Genomic DNA, 18,607 nt, shown 5'->3' with positions numbered 1-18,607 from the left:
TGAGATAAGTATCTATTGATACCTATCTATAAATAAAAAAGCCACGCTATCGTTAGCGTGGCTTTTTTGATGCATTTAAATAGCATCACTTATCTTACTACTATGAACCTTGGTCTATACGAACAAGCTTGATAGTGCCATCGGCGTCAGTAACGCGGCGATAACTTGTATTGCCAGAAGTTGAGGAGCTCACTGATGGCTGAGATGAATAGCTATTAGGAGCAGTCGTTTGCTGCTGAATTAATTGCCCCATGCGATCGGCGGGTGCAGGATTCAGGGGTTGGCTGTTTGCAGGCTGGCCGTATTGAGTTTGACTCGGTGCTGCATTACCAACGATGGCGCGATAGAACTTCTGGCCTGCGCGTCCGTCAGCTGGGAAAATGCCGCGACTAGTCTGATATTGCTGGATAGCGGTACGAGTATTGTCTCCGATGATGCCATCTACACCGCCAATGTCATAACCTGCGTTTAGCAACGCTTGTTGAATGTCTTTAGCCTGCTGGCGGCTGATACCAGGATCATCTGTCGGCCACGCAGTGATAAAGTCTGTTTTGCTGCTGTCTTCGCGAGTGATTAGATCTGATAAGTGTGCGATAGCCAATGCGTAGTTTTCTGAGGCGTTATAAGAGTAGAAAGTGTCGAAATTTTTACCCACCAAGAAAGCAGGGCCTTCCATCCCAGCGGGTAACAATAAGCCTGCACTACTTAAGTCATATGGTAACGGACTACCATTAGCCAACGTCAGACCTTGGTCGCGCCAGTGGCTTATCGATTTTTTATCCTTACGATTAGAAGCGGCCCAAAACCCATCAGGTAGTTTGACTTCATAGCCCCAAGGCTCACCAGTACGATAGCCGCGATTGTCCAAGAAGTTTGCGGTAGAAGCGAGTGCATCAGGTACGCTATTGACCAAATCACGACGTCCATCACCATCGAAATCTACTGCCAATTCTAAAAAGGTACTCGGCATAAATTGCGTCTGCCCAAAGGCACCTGCCCATGATCCTGTCATATCATTAGGTGCGATATCACCGTTTTGCACGATTTTTAGCGCATTGGCATACTCACCTTGGAAATAGCTTTGACGACGATCAAAACAAGACAACGTCGCTAAAGATTCAAACAATGGTTTTTTACCTAACGTCTGACCAAAGTTAGACTCTACGCCCCATACCCCAAGCACATGCTCCGCTTTTACCCCGTAACGCGATTCGATTTGACGTAGGGTATCGCGCCACTGACGCTTGGCACGGATACCATCTTCGACACGCTCTTTGTCTACTAGCGCTGAGAGATAATCCCAGACATCTTTTTGAAACTCTGGCTGATAGTTGAGCGACTGAATGACGCTAGGATCAGGCTGGCTTGGACGATAGTTATTAAAAGTATAGCCATCAACACCGCTAAACTTGCTAGAATTTTTTAGATTGTCCAAGCACTGCTGAAACTCGCTATTGGATAAATCAGGTGCTGGCGGCTGTGCGGCTTGAGCAGTGGTAGCAAGGCTGATGCCGACAGCAACACTAAGCAACGACAAAGTAGAAAAAGGAGTCAAACGCATGAAAATATCCTATAAACGTTAAGATAGTTATCGAAAGGCAAAAAATGATATTAACGTAGAGTAACCAATCTAAACAGTAAAGAAAAGCTGTCGAAGTACGAAGATTATAAATGGTTACGATAAATTGACGCTGCCGTGAGATTAGAAGAGGATTTCGTGGAGCTGAAAACGCAAAGCGTCAGACAGTATTTCAACTTGAGGACTATCCTTAGGAGATATAACCTGTTTATTCGGCTAGCGCACTATCTAGTTCTTCAATAAAGCTATGAATACGTGCCGCATTTTTACCTAGGTCACTTTTGCCAATTCGTGATTTACTGCGGATATCAACCAAGCGTTCGCTATCGTTGTCAGTCACACGAATGATCACATCGTCTTTGAAACCAAACCAAGCAGTCGTCTCTGTTGCTTCGATGATGCCTTTATCGGCATCAACATTTACTAGCTTCCACCCTAAATTCTCAACGGCTTGTTTAGATGCCTCAACCAGTTCAGGCTTTGATTGAGAGTAGGTCAATGTCCGTAGTTCAGGATAGGCCGTACGTTGTTGTTCAGCCGCTTCTGCACCTGCGTACTCTACGGGATTTGGCGCATCTGCACGTAGTGGAGCAATCGCAACAAACTCAGGCGGATTTACCAAACCGGTAGAAATATCGTGAATAGGTGGTACATTTTTGGCCGTATTCATCATGCCGAGCGGGACAGCGATTGCAGTAGCAGCAAGTACGGCTGAGGCTAGTGCGCTCCCAATACTGGCTGTATTGCGTTTAAATAATAGCTGAATAGCTAACAATACCAATGCTGCGATACCAGCAAATAACCCAAATTTAAACCCCGTAAATGCAGTGCCTAACTCTACAACGCCAAACTTATACAATGGGCCTGCTAGAGCAACCAGCAGAATAGCAGTTACACTCATTAGACCGACTATCATTTTCATTCATTTTCTCCGTTGCGATTTAGCAGCTTTTTAAAAGTTACATGAGTTTGGTTCATTTACTGCTCAATAGCCAAACCTGTTCTGTGACGGTGATATCAGGTGCAGAACCTATAGAAGAAGGCACGCTTGCTAGCTCATAGATTTGGTAGTGAGCGCTATAATACTGCTCTAGTTGGTCGGCATTAATAGAGAAAGGTGGTCCATTCTTTTTACGCTGATCGTAATTTAGCGTGAGTAAAAGCTGCGGTGTTATTTTATTGTTAGCACCATCAACTTTACTGGTATCGCTACTAAGTTTCCGCACTTCCTCACTATATCTCACACGCATATCGGCTGGCAGGGCGATTAATGCCGCTTTATCATATACTGCATTAATGGAACCAATATCTTTAGCGGTCAGTGCAAAGATATCAGCGACCCATAAAGTGATGGTTTGTTCCGATAATTGGCCCTGATAGTATTTAATCATTGGGTTGTCTGCCTGTTGATAGACAGCAGGTTCAATGTTTTGCTCAGCAAAAAATGCTTGTACGGCTGTTTCGACCAATTCAACGCCCACCACGTCATAGCCTTGCGTCGCTAGCCAAACCATATCGATAGATTTACCACAAAGCGGAACGAAAATTCGGCTACCCGCAGTTAAATTGAGGCGGTTAAAGTACTCAATCAATAATGGATTGACCATAGATTGATTGAATCCAATGCGACCTTCTTGCCAACGTTTTCGCCAAAATTCAGGGTTCATGCTGTGATCCTCTATCTGTAAGTTTTTATATATAGATTTAGCATTAGTAATATTGGTTGGTCATGTCAAAGGCATAAATAGTAAAAAGCCAAACACCTATAGTATAAGTGTTTGGCTGGTATCTAATATTGGGCTAAGAAATTTTTTGAATAAATAATGTCTTATTTAATTTAACGAACCCTCATTTAACTAACCATATATTTGCTAAATTCTTTACGCAGTTTGGCAAGCTTTGGCGGTATTGCAAAGTTGCAGTAAGCCTGTCCTGGGTTTCTGTTGAAGAAATCTTGATGTGAGTCTTCTGCCTGATAAAATTCAACAGCAGGATGTACTTCCGTCACCACATTGACACCCATATCGCGTAACTTATTGATGGTACGGTCAACGGTCGGTTTTTGACTGTCTTCAGTGTAAAAGACCACGCTGCGATACTGACTACCGACGTCATTTCCTTGACGATCCATCGTGGTGGGATCATGCGTGGCAAAGAAGACATCGAGTATTACCTCTAACGGGACGATAGAGTCATCAAATTCGACTTTGATGACTTCGACATGGCCAGTCGTACCACTACAGACAGCTTCATAATTGGCAGAGACAGCATCGCCGCCCATGTAGCCTGAGACGACAGATTGCACACCTTTTACCGATAAAAATACAGACTCGGTGCACCAGAAGCAGCCGCCACCTAATACGATCGTTTGCATAGTTTTTTCCTATTATTATAAATATGGGTTAAGCGCTATATTTGGTAGTGAAGTTCTCGTTTTTCAATGCTTCTTTCAAACGTCTCATTACCCTTGGCACTATTTATCCAGTTTCGTAGGTTATTCAGCTTAGCAGGCAAGCCAAAGGCGATAAGTAACAAACAGTAATGTTATAATGGGCTTTTGCTATCTGGCTTAGTTTTCAACTGACAATGACAAGCAAAACACCAAGTAATTTCTAATTTCAGTTCTATTCTAAAAAATGAGTCGTCCCATGAGCCAATCCCAGCCCGCTATCAAACATGACACCCTATTTGATAAACCGTTTACCACGCCACTGGACAAGGCCGCACGCTTTTCCTTTGATGAGCAAGTGGTGGCTTGCTTCCCTGATATGATTCGCCGCAGCGTACCCGGTTATGGACAGGTATTGGCGATGCTACCTATATTCGCCCGTCGTCATTGCAAGTATCGTCAGCAGAGCGATAGCGGTCAGCGTGTTAGTCGTGTTTATGACTTGGGCTGTTCATTGGGTGCCGCCAGTATGACGCTAGCGGGAGAGTTCGACCCACAAGACTTGCAGATTAAAGCAATTGATATCTCACCAGCGATGACGACAGAGGCGACCACGCTACTGAGTGAGAATTATCCTGAGCACGATATCGAAGTGATCACAGCAGATATTCGCGATATTGAGCTTGAGCCGTGCGACATGGTGATTTTGAACTTGACGCTACAGTTTTTGCCAGCTGCTGATAGGGTAGCAGTACTAGAGAAAATTTATGCGGCATTGAGCGAAGGCGGTATATTGGTACTGACTGAAAAAACCCATGCATTTGATGAGCAATATGATGCGTGGTTGGTGGAGCGTTATTATGACTTTAAACGTGCCAATGGCTACACCGAAATGGAAATCAGTGGCAAGCGTAATGCATTGGAAAATGTCCTAATTACTGACACATTAGATGAGCATCATGCACGGTTAGATCAGGTTGGTTTCGCGCGTCATCTGACGTGGTTTCAGTTTTTGAATTTTGTCTCTATTGTGGCGTTTAAATAGGATTTACTTTGGGAGCGAACAAGGTGTTCATATGATTCCGTCTATAGTTGAACAAAATATTCATCAAGTGTTAATAAAAAAATGAGCGTACAATCATTTGAGCAATGGTTATATGAAGATGATGTATTAGAGTCTAGCAACCCTGATTTGTATCTTGAACTGATTTCATTTAATTATAGTTCTGAAGATAATTTTTATTACCGTTTTTATGATAGTTTTGCGCAATACGTCCATTTTTATAAATTTGAAGCTGATCGCATAAAAGGGTACTTAAACTCAATTATTGATAGAGATGGAAATTGTAGTAATGCGATTTGGGTGATGTATGAGTTATATTGTAAGGGTTATGGTTTTCTCGGCAAGCTAGGAATTATATACGGGTTCTGCCTAGTAGACTACGAAACTTCGGAATCTAACCATAATATAGATACTATCTTAGATAAGTTGTATCCCGAGATTATTGATGATGCTAAAAATGTACGGAACTGGTTAGAAGAAGGCAAAGTTGTTTTCAAAAGTCAGGACAATGGTTATGGTGTTTTTGAATACGACGATCTTCGTAGTGAAACGGAAATTCTGCAAGGAAATGCGTAGTTCACGAATTTCAAAGAGTTTACATATTAAAACTTATCTTTCTTTATTTTAACCCTTTTAATTTTATTCATTTGAATATTAATCAATACGGTAACCTGCTTTTATGCTCAACGACACTATCATCAACGCAGAACGCGAATTATATTTAACCCTGCTAGAGCTGGCACAGCAGCAGCCGAGCGCTTATGAATGGCTCAAGCAATTACCAACATGGCTAGGTGACATAAAAGACAAAGCCAACTATGCGCACGCGCCTGCCTACCAAGCGTCAGTCGCTCGTTTGCCAAACTTAGCTGTCAATAACGTCGATCTAAACAGCGATACATTGACGATTGAGGCAGATCTAAATGAGTCTCAGCGCAAACAAACAACAGCACTATTGAAGCAGTTGATGCCGTGGCGTAAAGGCCCATTTCAGATTGGCGGTCAAATCGGCGATGATGAGTCAGGTATTAAGATTGATACCGAGTGGCATAGTGATTGGAAATGGCAGCGCGTTGCGCCGCATTTAAGTAGATTGGACGGTCGCCGCGTATTGGATGTGGGCGGTGGCTCTGGTTATCACGGCTGGCGCATGGCAGGGGCTGGCGCGGATACGGTTATTATTATTGATCCGTCATGCTTGTTTTATCATCAGTTTATGGCGATTCGTCACTTTGTTGGTGCCGCAGATGCTAGTGATACAGGTAGCTATCGGACGCATTATATTCCTGTACCGCTTGAAGCCTTACCTGAGCACAGTCAGCTGTTTGATACCGTATTTAGCATGGGCGTACTTTACCATCGTCAGTCACCGTTTGAGCATTTACAACAGCTTAAAGGACAGTTAGTCAAAGGTGGTGAGTTGGTACTTGAGACGTTGGTGATTGAAGGTGATGCCAATACTGTACTGGTGCCGCATGACCGCTACGCGCAGATGAATAACGTCTATTTCTTACCATCGGTGGCGGCACTAATTGGCTGGTTAGAGAAAGCAGGGTTCTCAGATGTGCGCTGCGTCGATGTGGCAGTCACCTCGACTGAGGAACAACGACAAACCGAGTGGATGACCTATCATTCGTTAGCAGATTTCTTAGATCCTAATGATTCTACTAAGACCGTCGAAGGATATCCTGCTCCCATGCGTGCGACTTTGATTGCCAAAAAGTAGCATTGATGGTGGTAGCTAACATAAGGAAAGCACTATGAAGACATTGAAGACTTTTATTGTAGCTACCATCAGCTTGCTATCGCTACCTGCTATGGCAGGTTATGGAACTGTATCCGAAGGCTGGGGCTTTGTACAAGACGACTGGCAAGTGGTTTGTGATAATACGCGGACTTGTCGAGCGGCTGGTTACGCTAGTGAAGCACTAATAGATGAGCCTGCCTCAATATTGCTCACAGCGTTGCCAAAAGTAGCTCTGCCAAAAGCGCAAATTCAGTTTATCTCAGAAGTGCCGCTAGATGATCTTAAGCCTGCTGAGCTTTGGCTGAACAACAAAAACTATGGTGTGCTGCAACCTAATAAAGAAGACAGTCTACTATATGACCTGTCAGCCAAGCAGACTCAAGCACTGCTTGATCATGCTCGTATAGCGACCAAGATAGAAATTAGAGCGGGCGACAACCACTGGCAGATCAGCGATAAAGGCATGTCAGCCGTATTGCTTAAACTAGACGATGTGCAAGGTCGGGTAGGGACGCCGATAGCATTGGTTAGTAAGAACCACCCAAATCGTCAACGTCCTAAAGCAGCCTTGCCAAAACCAATTATTCAAAAAGCATTTGCGTATTCAGCAAAAGACAACAAAACACTTGCTCCATCAAAGCTGGCGTATTTTCAGAAAAATATTGATAACTGGGTCGATATTAACGATGAGCAGCTTATAGGGTCCAAGGACGAGATGGGCGACTGTGAGCTGATTAACCCAAAAACTGAAACATATCAGCGAATGTCAGAGTATGGCTCTACGATGCTTGGTTGGGAATTTATACCAGTTGATGATAGCTATACGTTAGCCGCGCATACTTGCTGGCTAGGTGCTTACAATTCCAGTAACGGCTATTGGCTCATTGATAATGCAAAACCTAGCAAGCCTATGCTTATCACGACAGCAGGAAATGATTATTTTGATGGTGAGATTTCCGCTACTCACAAAGACCGAGGTATCGGTGACTGCTGGAATCGTACTACATGGACGTGGAATGGTGAAACGTTTGCTAAGAGCGAAGAGTCTAGTACGGGCATGTGCCGAGGTTTTGCTGGTGGAGCGTGGGACCTACCAACGTATGTGAGTCAGGTTATAAGAAATGATGCTAAGGCTCAATAGCTTCTTTTATTTAAAAGGTTTTGATCTAAGAAGCCTTGATTCAAAAATCCTTGTTTTAAATGACTGACACCTTATCAAGCGCAGCAGTCATAAGCCATATATTACATTTTTAGTTTTGCTACTCACATCTTAAGCGATATCAAAGAATAGTGATAAAAATGGCCAATTAGATTAACCATTTTTTGAACGCGACTTCCATGACTATCTTAAGAATAAAACCAACAGAACCTGCGCCTAGGGCTAAGAATATCCAAAAAGTACCAGCGCGCCCAGCTTCAGACGTTTTAGAGATATCCCACATAATAAAAAACAAGAAAGCGATGAATATCGGCAACAAGACGTACAGTCCCCAACTGGTGACAGTACTGGCGGCAATAGCAAACATGGCGTAATCCTATAATAGAGTAGTAACGCGTCTTCTATATTTTAGAAGAGCCGTACAAACCATTATTATAACGTGGAAGCAGTCAGGTATAAACGACTGCCCAGTATTGAGCAACAGTAACGCTACAATTCACGTTATGAGTTATTTATCAGTTTTGCATCATTGATATTAGTCAGCCCAAATCCTGATAACGGTAAGATTTTAGTGCTAATTTTGGCGCAAATGGTGCAATAAAGCGCAAAGATTGTTATATTTACAGGTTACTTATCTTTTTACATTATTCTATCCCTGCAATGTCGGTCGCTATTATAATAAGCAGTTATCGATTGCTCGCATTCGCACCGTTTTTGTTGTTTATTTAATTGAGTTCAAATTCCTATGTCACAAGCCCAAATTGATACGCTTGCATCCCTGTTTAACGATGCAATTCAAACCCTACAAGCAGATGGTATGCTACCAAGCGATTGGCAAAACAACAGTCAAATCACCCGTACAAAAGATTTAAGTCACGGTGATTTTGCCAGTAATATCGCACTAACGGCAGCGAAAGCAGCTAAAGCCAATCCGCGTCAACTTGCTGAAAAAATCGTCAGCGCATTGCCTGACAATCAAGATATTCGCCAAGTAGAAATCGCAGGACCAGGGTTTATCAACGTATTCTTAAACTCGGAAGCTAAATTTTCTGTATTGGACGATATTTTCACGTTGCAGGACCGCTTTGGCTTGAGTAATCAGTTTGACGATCAAAAAGTCCAGGTTGAATTCGTCTCTGCCAATCCAACGTCAAGTCTGCACGTTGGTCACGGTCGCGGTGCTGCATTTGGCATGAGCGTTGCTAACCTGCTAGAAGCTATCGGCTATGACGTCACGCGTGAATATTATGTAAATGATGCTGGTCGTCAAATGGACATCTTGGCCACCAGTACATATTTACGTTATCTACAGCTAAATGGTGAAGAGATAACTTTCCCAGTCAACGCCTATCAAGGTGATTATGTTAGTGATATCGCCCAGACGCTAAAAACACAGCATGGCGATAGCTACGTACATAGCTTTGCAGACGTTGCCAAAGATGTGCCAGAAGATGCTCAATTTGAGATTAATGCTGATGGCGAAAAAACCGTCATTTCAGGTGATAAAGAAGCGCATATTGATGGCTTGATTGCCAATAGTAAGTCTTTGCTAGGTGACAGCTATGCGTTATTTTTAAACGCGGCATTGAGCAGTATTTTGGCGGATATTAAAGACGACTTAAATGACTTTGGCGTGAGCTACGAGTGCTGGTTTAGCGAAAGATCTATCGATAGCGAGATTGAGCCTGTATTACAGATACTAGATGACAAAGGCTATCTATATGAGAAAGACGGCAACATCTGGTTTAAGTCGACTGATTTCGGCGATGAGAAAGACCGTGTGGTACGCCGTGCCAATGGTCAATCGACGTATTTTGCCTCTGACATCGCTTATCATAAAAACAAGTTTGATCGCGGCTTTGATAAAGTCATTAACGTTTGGGGCGCAGACCACCATGGTTATGTCCCACGCGTAAAAGCAGCGCTACTAGCTCTTGGTATCGATGCTGAACGTCTTGATGTGGTACTTGTACAGTTTGTGGCATTATGGCGCGGTTCTGAAAAGGTACAAATGTCTTCGCGTTCTGGTCAGTTTGTGACTTTGCGTGAGCTACGTGCAGAAGTCGGTAACGATGCTGCACGATTCTACTATGTCGCGCGTAAGCCTGAAGTGCATGTTGATTTTGATTTAGAACTTGCCAAATCACAAAGCAAAGACAATCAAGTGTATTATATCCAGTACGCTCATGCGCGCGTTTGCCGCGTGTTAGAAAAACTGGCAACCTACGATTTGGCAGTAGATGATGCTGTTGGTTTGGCACATCAAGATTTGCTAAGTGCACCAAACGAAGACGAGCTGATTAAACTGTTAGCAGGATATCCAGCGACGTTACTTCGCGCAGCGACTGGTTACGAGCCACATGTCTTGACCAACTACCTAAAAGAGCTGGCGGCATTGTTCCATGGTTGGTATGACACCAACCGTATCTTGCCTATGAGCCTGACGTCAGGTGAAACGCCAAGTCAAGATGAGCTAGACTTAATGCAAGCACGTTTGCGTCTGTCCAAAGCTGTTAGACAGGTACTGGCAAATGGCCTTGGTCTGCTAGGCTTGTCTGCACCGTCTAGTATGTAGTACTTTTCTAACATGTGACATGAGTATAGACAGCTGATAGCATTAATTCGATGATGATAGTTAAATCCAGTAGGGAGAACGAGATCCATGCTAGCCAAAAAACCTAAAGGCGCAACAGAAAAGCGTAAATCAAGTAGCGTATCAGGCTTATTGTGGATGTTTGTTGGGGCCGTATTGACCCTTATGATCGGGGTGTTTATCTACCTCTCACCACTATTCAATTTCAGCCCCGCTGATGGTAGTGCTGAGAACGATTCTGATCGCCAAGTACAGCCACGTGTGGATACTGATACCGATAATGGCGATTATGAGTTCTATGATATCTTGCCTAATCAAGAGATGGCAACTATCCCTGATGAAGATATCGCTGACATTGATAATGATCAAATAGGTGATATCGGTGCGTTTGAACCAGACGTCGTCGTGACTCAACCAGAGAGCGATGCAGGCAGTACAGAAAGTACGGGCAGCTTCGGTGGTTCGGAAAATGCGACTGTCGAGCCTGCTGGTAGTAATAATGCTGGGTCTAGCGAGGATATCGTTGTCGTTGAAGAAGATGCAACTTATGATGGTACGCCGCCTGCTACTAGCAACGCTACAACCCGCAATAACAGTGCAGCAGCAGGGACGGCGAGCATCCAAGCTGCCAAACCTGCGGCGACCTATATCTTGCAGATCAATAGCTTTAGTGATGCAGATGAAGCGGATCGTCGCCGTGCGCAAGTACTGATGGCAGGTGTCGATGCTCGCGTGGTCAAAAACACGACGGGCAATGGCTTGCCAATTTATCAAGTCATCTCGCGTCCTTTGAATAACCGTCAAGCAGTAACGACAGCACAGCAGCGCCTACAGAACAATGGTATAGATTCTATTATCGTTGAACAGCGTCGCTAGGTTGAGTCGTTTACAGTTATTGTATTTATTAAAAAAGCGTCGTAATGACGCTTTTTTTATCTCTTTATTTTATCAAAAGCTTTCTAGCTGTTTTATCCTATTAAACGTCCATTAAGAGTATGGTTATGACCGTATCTAACTCAGTAACACCGCAAGCAGGCATCATTAAAGCGTTCTTTCAAAAATACTTTATCGATGCTTTTACTGGTATGGCTTTAGGGCTATTTGTCACGTTGATCGCAGGTCTGATTATCTCGCAAATCGGTGGTTGGTTAGGTTTGCCGGCATTGGTCGCGGTCGGGAAGCTTGCCTCGATATTAATGGGTGCTGGTATCGGCGTAGGTATCGCTTATTATCTCAAAGCACCAACGTTAGTTATGCTTAGCTGTCTTGTGGCAGGTATGCTTGGTGCTCATTCCGAAGCACTAATGGCAGGCACGCTCTTTACGCCGCAAGTGGGTGGGCCTGCAACTTTTGTAGCACTACCGGGCAATCCAATCGGTGCTTATCTGACTTCTGTGTTTGCTTATCGCGCTGGCACTTGGATCGCGGGTAAGACTAAGCTAGATATTTTATTAGTGCCTTTGGTTGTATGCGGTATTGCTCTTCTAGTTTGCGCCTTGCTTAATCCGCCTATCGTAGCAGGGGTCGCTGCTATCGGTAAGGGTATTCAAGCCGCTACTGAATTACAGCCACTTCTAATGGGTATCATTATTGCCGTCGTAGTTGGTGTTTTATTGACATTGCCAACTTCAAGTGCGGCCATTTGTATTGCTATTGGACTCGGTGGTTTGGCTGGCGGGGCTGCAGTAGTTGGCTGTGCTGCGCACATGATTGGCTTTGCTGTCGCAAGTTTCAAAGACAATGGCGTTAGTGGCGTCATCTCTCAGGGCTTGGGTACCAGTATGCTGCAAATCCCTAATGTGCTCAAAAAGCCTATCGTTTTGCTACCTGCTGTCATTGCTAGCGCTATCGTTGGGCCTATCGCGACCGTTGGTTTTGGATTAGCTTGTACCGCGACAGGGGCGGGTATGGGTACTGCTGGTTTGGTCGGTGTGTTTGGGGTTATTGAGGCATCACAAGAAATCATGAGCACCGGTCAACTATGGACAGCGATTATTCTATTGATGTTTATATTACCTGCGGTGATTGCAGGGTTAGTGGCTTACATCATGCACCGTATGGGCTGGTTGGTCGCTGGTGATATGAAGCTGCCTTAATGCTTGGAGTATTGAACTGAAATATTATTAACAGTCTCAAAATTCAGTCTTATCCTCAATCAATAATGGCAACTCTCAAGAAGCCCAGCTACGACTATAGCTGGGCTTTTTATATATAAATCCATCAATTTCTTGTGATATAGGGAATGTTGATAACCTACTATTTAACGGTCTTTAGCTTCTTATGACGACGTGGTTTTAGTTTGCGGGACAGTTGATGAAAGTCGTTCAGCACTTGACTATAATGTGATGGAAATACACGTTGGATAGCATCGACTATCTTGGCATCGTTACCAATCAGGCAGCGCTGCTGGTTGGTCGCTGCTGCCTGTAGGATAATCCAAGCCGCTTCATTGGCATCAAATTTTAAGAATTTATTAAAACTTCTGATGGCTTTGGGCCCAGTACTCATGCCAATATCATGGATACTCTCATTACCGCGCGCGCTATTGGCGATATTGGTTTTGATCCCGCCCGGATGGATACAAGTCGCTGATACCCCGCAGTTCTGGATGTTTAGCTCTTGGCGTAAGCTCTCTGTGAAGCCGCGTACGGCAAATTTGCTAGAGTTGTAGGCCGACTGTGATGGCTGAGCGGTCAAACCAAACAGACTTGAGATATTAATAATATGTCCATGCTCGCCAAATTGGCTCTTTTTAACGCTGTTTTTGATTAACGGTAAAAACGCCTTAGTACCGTAAACCACGCCCCAAAAATTAATGTTCATTACCCATTCAAGCTCACTAATACTACTGCCTTCGACGGTAGAGTAGAGCGCAACACCTGCATTGTTAAAGATAAAATTTACTTTGCCATAATCGCTCATCACACTATCAGCCCATGCTTCCACGGCTTTATTGTCTGACACATCGAGTACCGTCATAGTGACGTTGACATCATAATTGGCAAGTAATTGTTTGGTCGCTGCTAGCTGTTCAGGATTGATGTCCGATAGTGCAACATGACAGCCCATTTTTGCTAAATGAATGGCTAGCTCACGGCCCATACCAGAGCCTGCGCCTGTGATAGCCGCGACATGGTTTCGGTAGTAGGATGCAACGTCCGAGTCATCCAATGAGGTACGGTTAGAAGAAAACGGTAGGTTTTGGCGTAATGAAGTCGCCATAGCGGTCACATGGTTGAGCATAATAAACAATCCTTTGTCTTGTTAATCATATGGGTTGTACAGGCTATATTTTGCGGTATATAGAAATAAAGTCTAAGGGTCAAAACAGTCTATCTACATTAGCATGGTTTGTGCTGATGCTTACTCGCGATTGATAAACGCTACTGTCATTTCAGAGTAGACGTAATGAATGTCGCTAATTTTCAGTAGACGAATTATCTAGTAGACAAGCTATCTAACAGACAAACTGGTTAAATAATAGACATAAAAAAAGCGCCTGAACTAATTTAGCCAGACGCTTTTTTAGTAGTCCGTTAATGATAACGGACTATTTAAATCAACTATAAATTAAGCAATTTTAGGTACTTTACCTTCATTGATAACGTCCGCATCAACCATTACGGTCTTGGCATTTTCCATAGAAGGCAATTCATACATAGTCTCAAGCAGGGCGTTTTCTACGATAGAACGTAGACCACGTGCACCTGTCTTGCGTTCCATTGCTTTTTGGCGATGGCATCTAGGGCTTCTTGAGTAAAGCTAATCTCAGCACCTTCCATATCGAACAAATACTTGTACTGTTTTACCAGTGCGTTCTTAGGTTCGGTCAGGATTTGTACCAAGGCTGCTTCATCTAGCTCTTGCAGTGCCGCAAGTACTGGCAGACGACCGATCAGCTCAGGAATCAGACCAAACTTAATCAAATCTTCTGGCTCGACTTCTTGTAGCAAGTCTGAGCTGCGACGGCTGTCGTCTTTTGAGCTGACATCAGCGTTAAAGCCGATACCACCTTTTTCAGTACGTTGCTGAATGACTTTATCAAGTCCAGCAAATGCACCACCAACGATGATTAGGATGTTGCTGGTATCCACTTGGATCAGCTCTTGCTGCGGATGCTTACGTCCACCGTGCGGCGGGATAGCAGCCACAGTACCTTCGATTAGCTTTAGCAACGCTTGCTGTACGCCTTCACCTGATACATCACGCGTGATAGATGGGTTATCACCTTTTTTACTGATTTTGTCGATTTCATCAATATAGATGATACCTTGCTCAGCTTTGGCCACATCATAGTCAGAAGCTTGGAGTAGCTTTTGTACGATGTTTTCAACGTCTTCACCAACATAACCAGCTTCGGTCAACGTTGTAGCATCAGCCATCGCAAAGGTACATCTAGCAAACGAGCCAAAGTTTGCGCAAGTAACGTCTTACCAGAACCAGTCGGACCGATTAGCAAGATATTACTTTTAGCTAATTCTACCATTGCATCGTCAGCGCCGATCTTGGCTTTTTTGCTGTCGTTGGCTAGCGTCTGGCTAACTTTTAGACGTTTGTAATGGTTATAGACGGCCACAGCCAATGCTTTTTGGCAGCGTCCTGACCGATGACATATTCATCAAGCTTGGCACGCAGCTCTTTTGGCGTTGGTAGTTTTTTATTGACCCAAGAAGTGTCTACTTCGCTATCATCATCACCGTGCTCTGCGCTGTCTGCGATTAAGTCAGTACATAGCTCGATACATTCATTGCAGATATTGGCATCGTCAGCAGCAATCAATTGCTGTACATCGCTTTTGGCTTTACCGCAAAACGAACACTGCGGGGTATTATCTTCTGCCATAAAAGGCGCTCCTAAAATTTAAAACTGGTTAGTTTATTTGTAGTATGTCGATTATCGTATCCATTCAATGTCATACCTTCCAATAGATCAGGTATGACATTGATAACGGTTTACTGTACGGCAAATAAACTATAAAAGGTCTTATGATTGCACTCTTAATTAAGAGGCATCACGTTAATGCTTAGATTACAAAGATTCAGGACGACGCTCTAATACTTCGTCAACCAAACCATACTCTTTGGCTTCTTGTGCATCTAACCAATAATCACGCTCAACGTCTTTTTCGATTTTCTCTACTGGCTGACCAGTGCGCTCAGCTAAGATACTATTTAAACGTGCACGAGTTTTAAGGATTTCACGAGCATTAATTTCGATATCTGTTGCTTGACCCTGCGCGCCGCCTGAAGGCTGGTGAATCATGACACGAGCATTAGCAAGTGAGTAGCGCTTGCCTTTTTGACCAGCGGCCAATAGGAATGAACCCATGCTGTAAGCACCGCCCATACAGATAGTAGATACTTCAGGTTTGATGAAGTTCATGGTATCAAAAATAGCCAAGCCAGCGCTTACTGAACCACCTGGTGAGTTGATATACAAATGGATATCTTTGTCAGGGTTTTCAGCTTCTAAGAATAGTAACTGGGCGACGATAAGGTTAGCCATGTTGTCTTCGACCTGACCGGTCAAAAAGATAACGCGCTCACGTAATAGGCGTGAAAAAATATCAAACGAGCGTTCACCGCGTGAGGACTGTTCAACCACCATAGGTACTAAAGCCGCTTGTGTGGTCTGTATTTCTTTGTGCGCACTCATCAGCATATCAAAATGCGGGTTGGCAGTGATGCGATCATAATCTGTCATAGAAAAGTCCTATCGATAAATGTATAAAATAAAAATGGATTGAATGATTTTATTGTCTAGTAGTTTTTGACTAATGGGTTGTTTATAAGGGGCTGCGCTCACTATTCAAGCCTATAAAACGGGTTTGTGCATAAAATAGCTGAAAAAGTGACTCTCCGATATTGCTAGGACTCATTGCTTATATTGAAACTTATAATAAAAATGCGTCTAGAAGTAGATAAATACTATCTTATCTATTATCAAGTCGTACAGATATTGATAGTACCTGTATCGATAGTATCTATATCGATACAAATAGCGTAAATCATGTCTGACCTGACTTTTTAACATAGAATACCTGATTAATAGCCCTATAATCCACCTATCTTACTGACTAAGCCTGCAAATAGTTATGCGTTTAGTATTTTTGCTTATCTAATGTCCTCAGAGGGTATTGCGCTAACAATAACGCTAAAAAATGCACTATTCTGGACAAAATGTACTGTTTTGGTGCAAATATCTGCTGATTATATAAATAGATAATGCTCAAAAAACGTTTAGAAAATAGTTGGGAATATAGTGTTATTTTTATCATTTAAGTTAAATAGAAAAAGCATAGACAAATCAAAGTTTTGAGCCGGTAAGGTTGTCTATTTGATTATCTGCTATCAAGAGTTGGCACAGTGCTTGTATCAATAAAAACATTGACGCTTTTATTTATAGTGGTGCGCTAGGCACGATAAATGGTGTAGGCTGTATTTCTTCGCTGTTATTCTGACATTACTGTAGTTAATGAACTGTAATTAACGATTGGCAATAGAGTTTTTAACGGATAGTAAATGAGAGTTGTCATATAAAATACTGAAACATATTTAATTGGTAAATGAGTATATAAAATGAGTTGGGCCTCTTCTTTAGCATTAAGCTTTGACACTGTTAGCAGTACAAGTACGGCCAAAGAGGGTACGGCTGATAACTCAAAAACGCGGCTTTATCATCGCAAGCACACGGGTGCCTTGATGGTGCAGCGTGCTCTGTATCCTGAGCCAAGCGTACAGCAGGGGATTTGTCACATACTGATGTTGTACCCGCCAGCAGGTATCGCAGGCGGCGATACACTGACCATAGACCTAAACTTAGATAATGGTAGCCACGCTGTTATCACCACACCAGGGGCAGGTAAATGGTACGGCAAGGACAGTGTCAGTCAAAAACATAAATCTTCGTTATGCAGCGACGTTACTCACCAAAGTATGGGTCAAGACGAGATAGCTGCCTATGCAAGCCAACACGTACAGGCCAAACTCGCAGCAGATACCCGTCTAGAATGGCTGCCGCAAGAGAGCATCATTTATAACGAAGCCAATATGCATGCAGTGAGCCGCTTCGATTTGACGGATTCTTCTAGTCTACTAACATGGGAGATTAGCGTATTTGGACGGCAAGCTTACGACGAGCAGTTTTTGCAAGGGCGTTATCATACTGGATTGAATATCTACCGAGATGGCAAGGTTATCGTTGCTGAGCGAGTGGCACAGGCAGCACAAAATCGCTGGTTTACCTCAAATTTAGGATTAGCAAACCAGCATATTTATGGCTCGTTTTGGGCAGTACCAAGCTTAAGCGATGTCCATGACAATCTTGCACTCTCCGCGTCACAGACTACGCAATCGACCGAAACTGCCCAAGCAACTATCAAGCAGTCATTAACCCGCTATCTAGACAATACTGTAGCAGCATTGCGACAAGTTATTGCTCGAGCACAACTGCCTGTCTACTGCACTCATAATTGCCAAGCGATTAATATCCGCTATATTGGCTCAGATGTACGTGGTTGTTTTGAAGCGTTTTATCAGCTGAGAGAGGTCTTACGCGAATATTGGTGGCAACTTGAGCCCTGTCGTCCACGTATTTGGGACACTTAATATGGCCACTTTAAATAATGACACTAAGATATATTGCGACTGTTTTTAATCGATATTTAATGCTGTGAAAATCTCTAATCTGCTATAAATATAATGATAAGTACAACAAGGAATTATCATGCACCTGACCCCAACAGAAAAAGATAAACTCATGCTATTTACCGCTGGTATGGTGGCTGAGCGTCGCAAAAATCGCGGTGTTAAGCTTAACTATCCCGAAGCCATCGCTTATATCAGTATGCTGCTGATGGAAGGGGCTAGAGATGGCAAAAGAGTTGCCGAATTAATGAGTGAGGGCGCCACTTATCTGTCGGCTGACGATGTCATGGAAGGTGTCGCAGAGATGGTAGATGAAGTGCAAATCGAGGCGACTTTTCCTGATGGCACCAAACTGGTCACGGTACATAATCCCATCGTGTAACGCTGTATACCATTGTTATAGCACTGAAATGCTCACTATAAAATAAGGC

Annotated in this window: 16 protein-coding genes and 1 pseudogene; 9 read left to right on the top strand and 8 right to left on the bottom strand. The window is 43.4% G+C overall.

Annotated elements, in window-relative coordinates; translation table 11 throughout:
* Positions 1–100 precede the first annotated feature (100 nt).
* From ACOBWA_RS13685 to msrA, 4 genes are all read right to left on the bottom strand, one after another.
* Complete coding sequence (locus tag ACOBWA_RS13685) at positions 101–1,561, bottom strand: lytic murein transglycosylase (protein ID WP_420229674.1); 1,461 nt, start codon at positions 1,559–1,561, stop codon at positions 101–103.
* 226 nt (positions 1,562–1,787) lie between these two features.
* Positions 1,788–2,501 (bottom strand): DUF1499 domain-containing protein, encoded by a 714-nt coding sequence (locus ACOBWA_RS13680; RefSeq protein ID WP_420229673.1) that lies wholly within the window; start codon positions 2,499–2,501, stop codon positions 1,788–1,790.
* 52 nt (positions 2,502–2,553) lie between these two features.
* Positions 2,554–3,246 carry a thiopurine S-methyltransferase gene (gene tmpT / locus ACOBWA_RS13675; RefSeq protein ID WP_420229672.1) on the bottom strand — a complete coding sequence of 231 codons (693 nt, stop codon included), beginning with the start codon at positions 3,244–3,246 and terminating at the stop codon, positions 2,554–2,556.
* 185 nt (positions 3,247–3,431) lie between these two features.
* Positions 3,432–3,953 (bottom strand): peptide-methionine (S)-S-oxide reductase MsrA, encoded by a 522-nt coding sequence (gene msrA, locus ACOBWA_RS13670; RefSeq protein WP_296207304.1) that lies wholly within the window; start codon positions 3,951–3,953, stop codon positions 3,432–3,434.
* Between the two features lie 262 nt (positions 3,954–4,215).
* Here msrA and cmoA point away from each other — a divergent pair, with 262 nt between their 5' ends.
* From cmoA to ACOBWA_RS13650, 4 genes are all read left to right on the top strand, one after another.
* The gene (gene cmoA, locus ACOBWA_RS13665; RefSeq protein ID WP_201569589.1) at positions 4,216–5,013 is read left to right on the top strand and encodes a carboxy-S-adenosyl-L-methionine synthase CmoA; all 798 of its coding nucleotides are present in this window, start codon (positions 4,216–4,218) and stop codon (positions 5,011–5,013) included.
* Positions 5,014–5,094: 81 nt separating this feature from the next.
* Positions 5,095–5,607 carry a hypothetical protein gene (locus tag ACOBWA_RS13660; RefSeq protein WP_261870175.1) on the top strand — a complete coding sequence of 171 codons (513 nt, stop codon included), beginning with the start codon at positions 5,095–5,097 and terminating at the stop codon, positions 5,605–5,607.
* 103 nt (positions 5,608–5,710) lie between these two features.
* On the top strand, positions 5,711–6,757 hold the full coding sequence (cmoB, locus tag ACOBWA_RS13655; protein ID WP_420229671.1) for a tRNA 5-methoxyuridine(34)/uridine 5-oxyacetic acid(34) synthase CmoB: 1,047 nt from the start codon (positions 5,711–5,713) through the stop codon (positions 6,755–6,757).
* Positions 6,758–6,791: 34 nt separating this feature from the next.
* Positions 6,792–7,919: a DUF1176 domain-containing protein gene (locus ACOBWA_RS13650; protein ID WP_420229670.1), complete on the top strand. Its 1,128-nt coding sequence runs from the start codon at positions 6,792–6,794 to the stop codon at positions 7,917–7,919.
* A gap of 166 nt (positions 7,920–8,085) precedes the next feature.
* Here the strand turns inward: ACOBWA_RS13650 and ACOBWA_RS13645 are convergent, their stop codons facing one another.
* Positions 8,086–8,304, bottom strand: a complete 219-nt coding sequence (locus ACOBWA_RS13645) for a DUF2788 domain-containing protein (protein ID WP_101205310.1) — start codon at positions 8,302–8,304, stop codon at positions 8,086–8,088.
* A 378-nt stretch (positions 8,305–8,682) separates the two neighbouring features.
* On the opposite strand from ACOBWA_RS13645, the gene argS reads away from it, so the two are divergent.
* The 3 genes from argS to ACOBWA_RS13630 all read left to right on the top strand — a co-directional run bounded on the left by argS (position 8,683) and on the right by ACOBWA_RS13630 (position 12,626).
* A complete protein-coding gene (argS, locus tag ACOBWA_RS13640; RefSeq protein WP_420229669.1) occupies positions 8,683–10,512 on the top strand; it encodes an arginine--tRNA ligase in 1,830 nt (609 codons plus the stop codon).
* A gap of 87 nt (positions 10,513–10,599) precedes the next feature.
* Positions 10,600–11,406, top strand: coding sequence for an SPOR domain-containing protein (locus ACOBWA_RS13635; RefSeq protein ID WP_420229668.1), 807 nt, complete (start codon positions 10,600–10,602; stop codon positions 11,404–11,406).
* Between the two features lie 125 nt (positions 11,407–11,531).
* On the top strand, positions 11,532–12,626 hold the full coding sequence (locus ACOBWA_RS13630; protein ID WP_420229667.1) for a PTS transporter subunit IIC: 1,095 nt from the start codon (positions 11,532–11,534) through the stop codon (positions 12,624–12,626).
* 160 nt (positions 12,627–12,786) lie between these two features.
* Here ACOBWA_RS13630 and ACOBWA_RS13625 read toward each other — a convergent pair whose 3' ends face one another.
* The 3 genes and pseudogenes from ACOBWA_RS13625 to clpP all read right to left on the bottom strand — a co-directional run bounded on the left by ACOBWA_RS13625 (position 12,787) and on the right by clpP (position 16,185).
* Positions 12,787–13,632, bottom strand: a complete 846-nt coding sequence (locus ACOBWA_RS13625) for an SDR family NAD(P)-dependent oxidoreductase (protein WP_420230783.1) — start codon at positions 13,630–13,632, stop codon at positions 12,787–12,789.
* A gap of 468 nt (positions 13,633–14,100) precedes the next feature.
* Positions 14,101–15,372, bottom strand: a pseudogene (clpX, locus tag ACOBWA_RS13620) (ATP-dependent protease ATP-binding subunit ClpX).
* 186 nt (positions 15,373–15,558) lie between these two features.
* On the bottom strand, positions 15,559–16,185 hold the full coding sequence (gene clpP, locus ACOBWA_RS13615; RefSeq protein ID WP_219621832.1) for an ATP-dependent Clp endopeptidase proteolytic subunit ClpP: 627 nt from the start codon (positions 16,183–16,185) through the stop codon (positions 15,559–15,561).
* 923 nt (positions 16,186–17,108) lie between these two features.
* On the opposite strand from clpP, the gene ACOBWA_RS13610 reads away from it, so the two are divergent.
* Together ACOBWA_RS13610 and ureA are read left to right on the top strand one after the other, a co-directional pair.
* On the top strand, positions 17,109–18,137 hold the full coding sequence (locus ACOBWA_RS13610) for an urease accessory protein UreD (RefSeq protein WP_420229666.1): 1,029 nt from the start codon (positions 17,109–17,111) through the stop codon (positions 18,135–18,137).
* 118 nt (positions 18,138–18,255) lie between these two features.
* Positions 18,256–18,558 carry an urease subunit gamma gene (ureA, locus tag ACOBWA_RS13605; protein ID WP_057761815.1) on the top strand — a complete coding sequence of 101 codons (303 nt, stop codon included), beginning with the start codon at positions 18,256–18,258 and terminating at the stop codon, positions 18,556–18,558.
* Positions 18,559–18,607: the final 49 nt, after the last annotated feature.

The organism is Psychrobacter sp. ER1, from assembly GCF_048631835.1.
Taxonomy (GTDB): domain Bacteria; phylum Pseudomonadota; class Gammaproteobacteria; order Pseudomonadales; family Moraxellaceae; genus Psychrobacter.
Note: the sequence above shows the minus strand (reverse complement) of the source record. Positions and strands in the feature narration are given on the sequence as shown.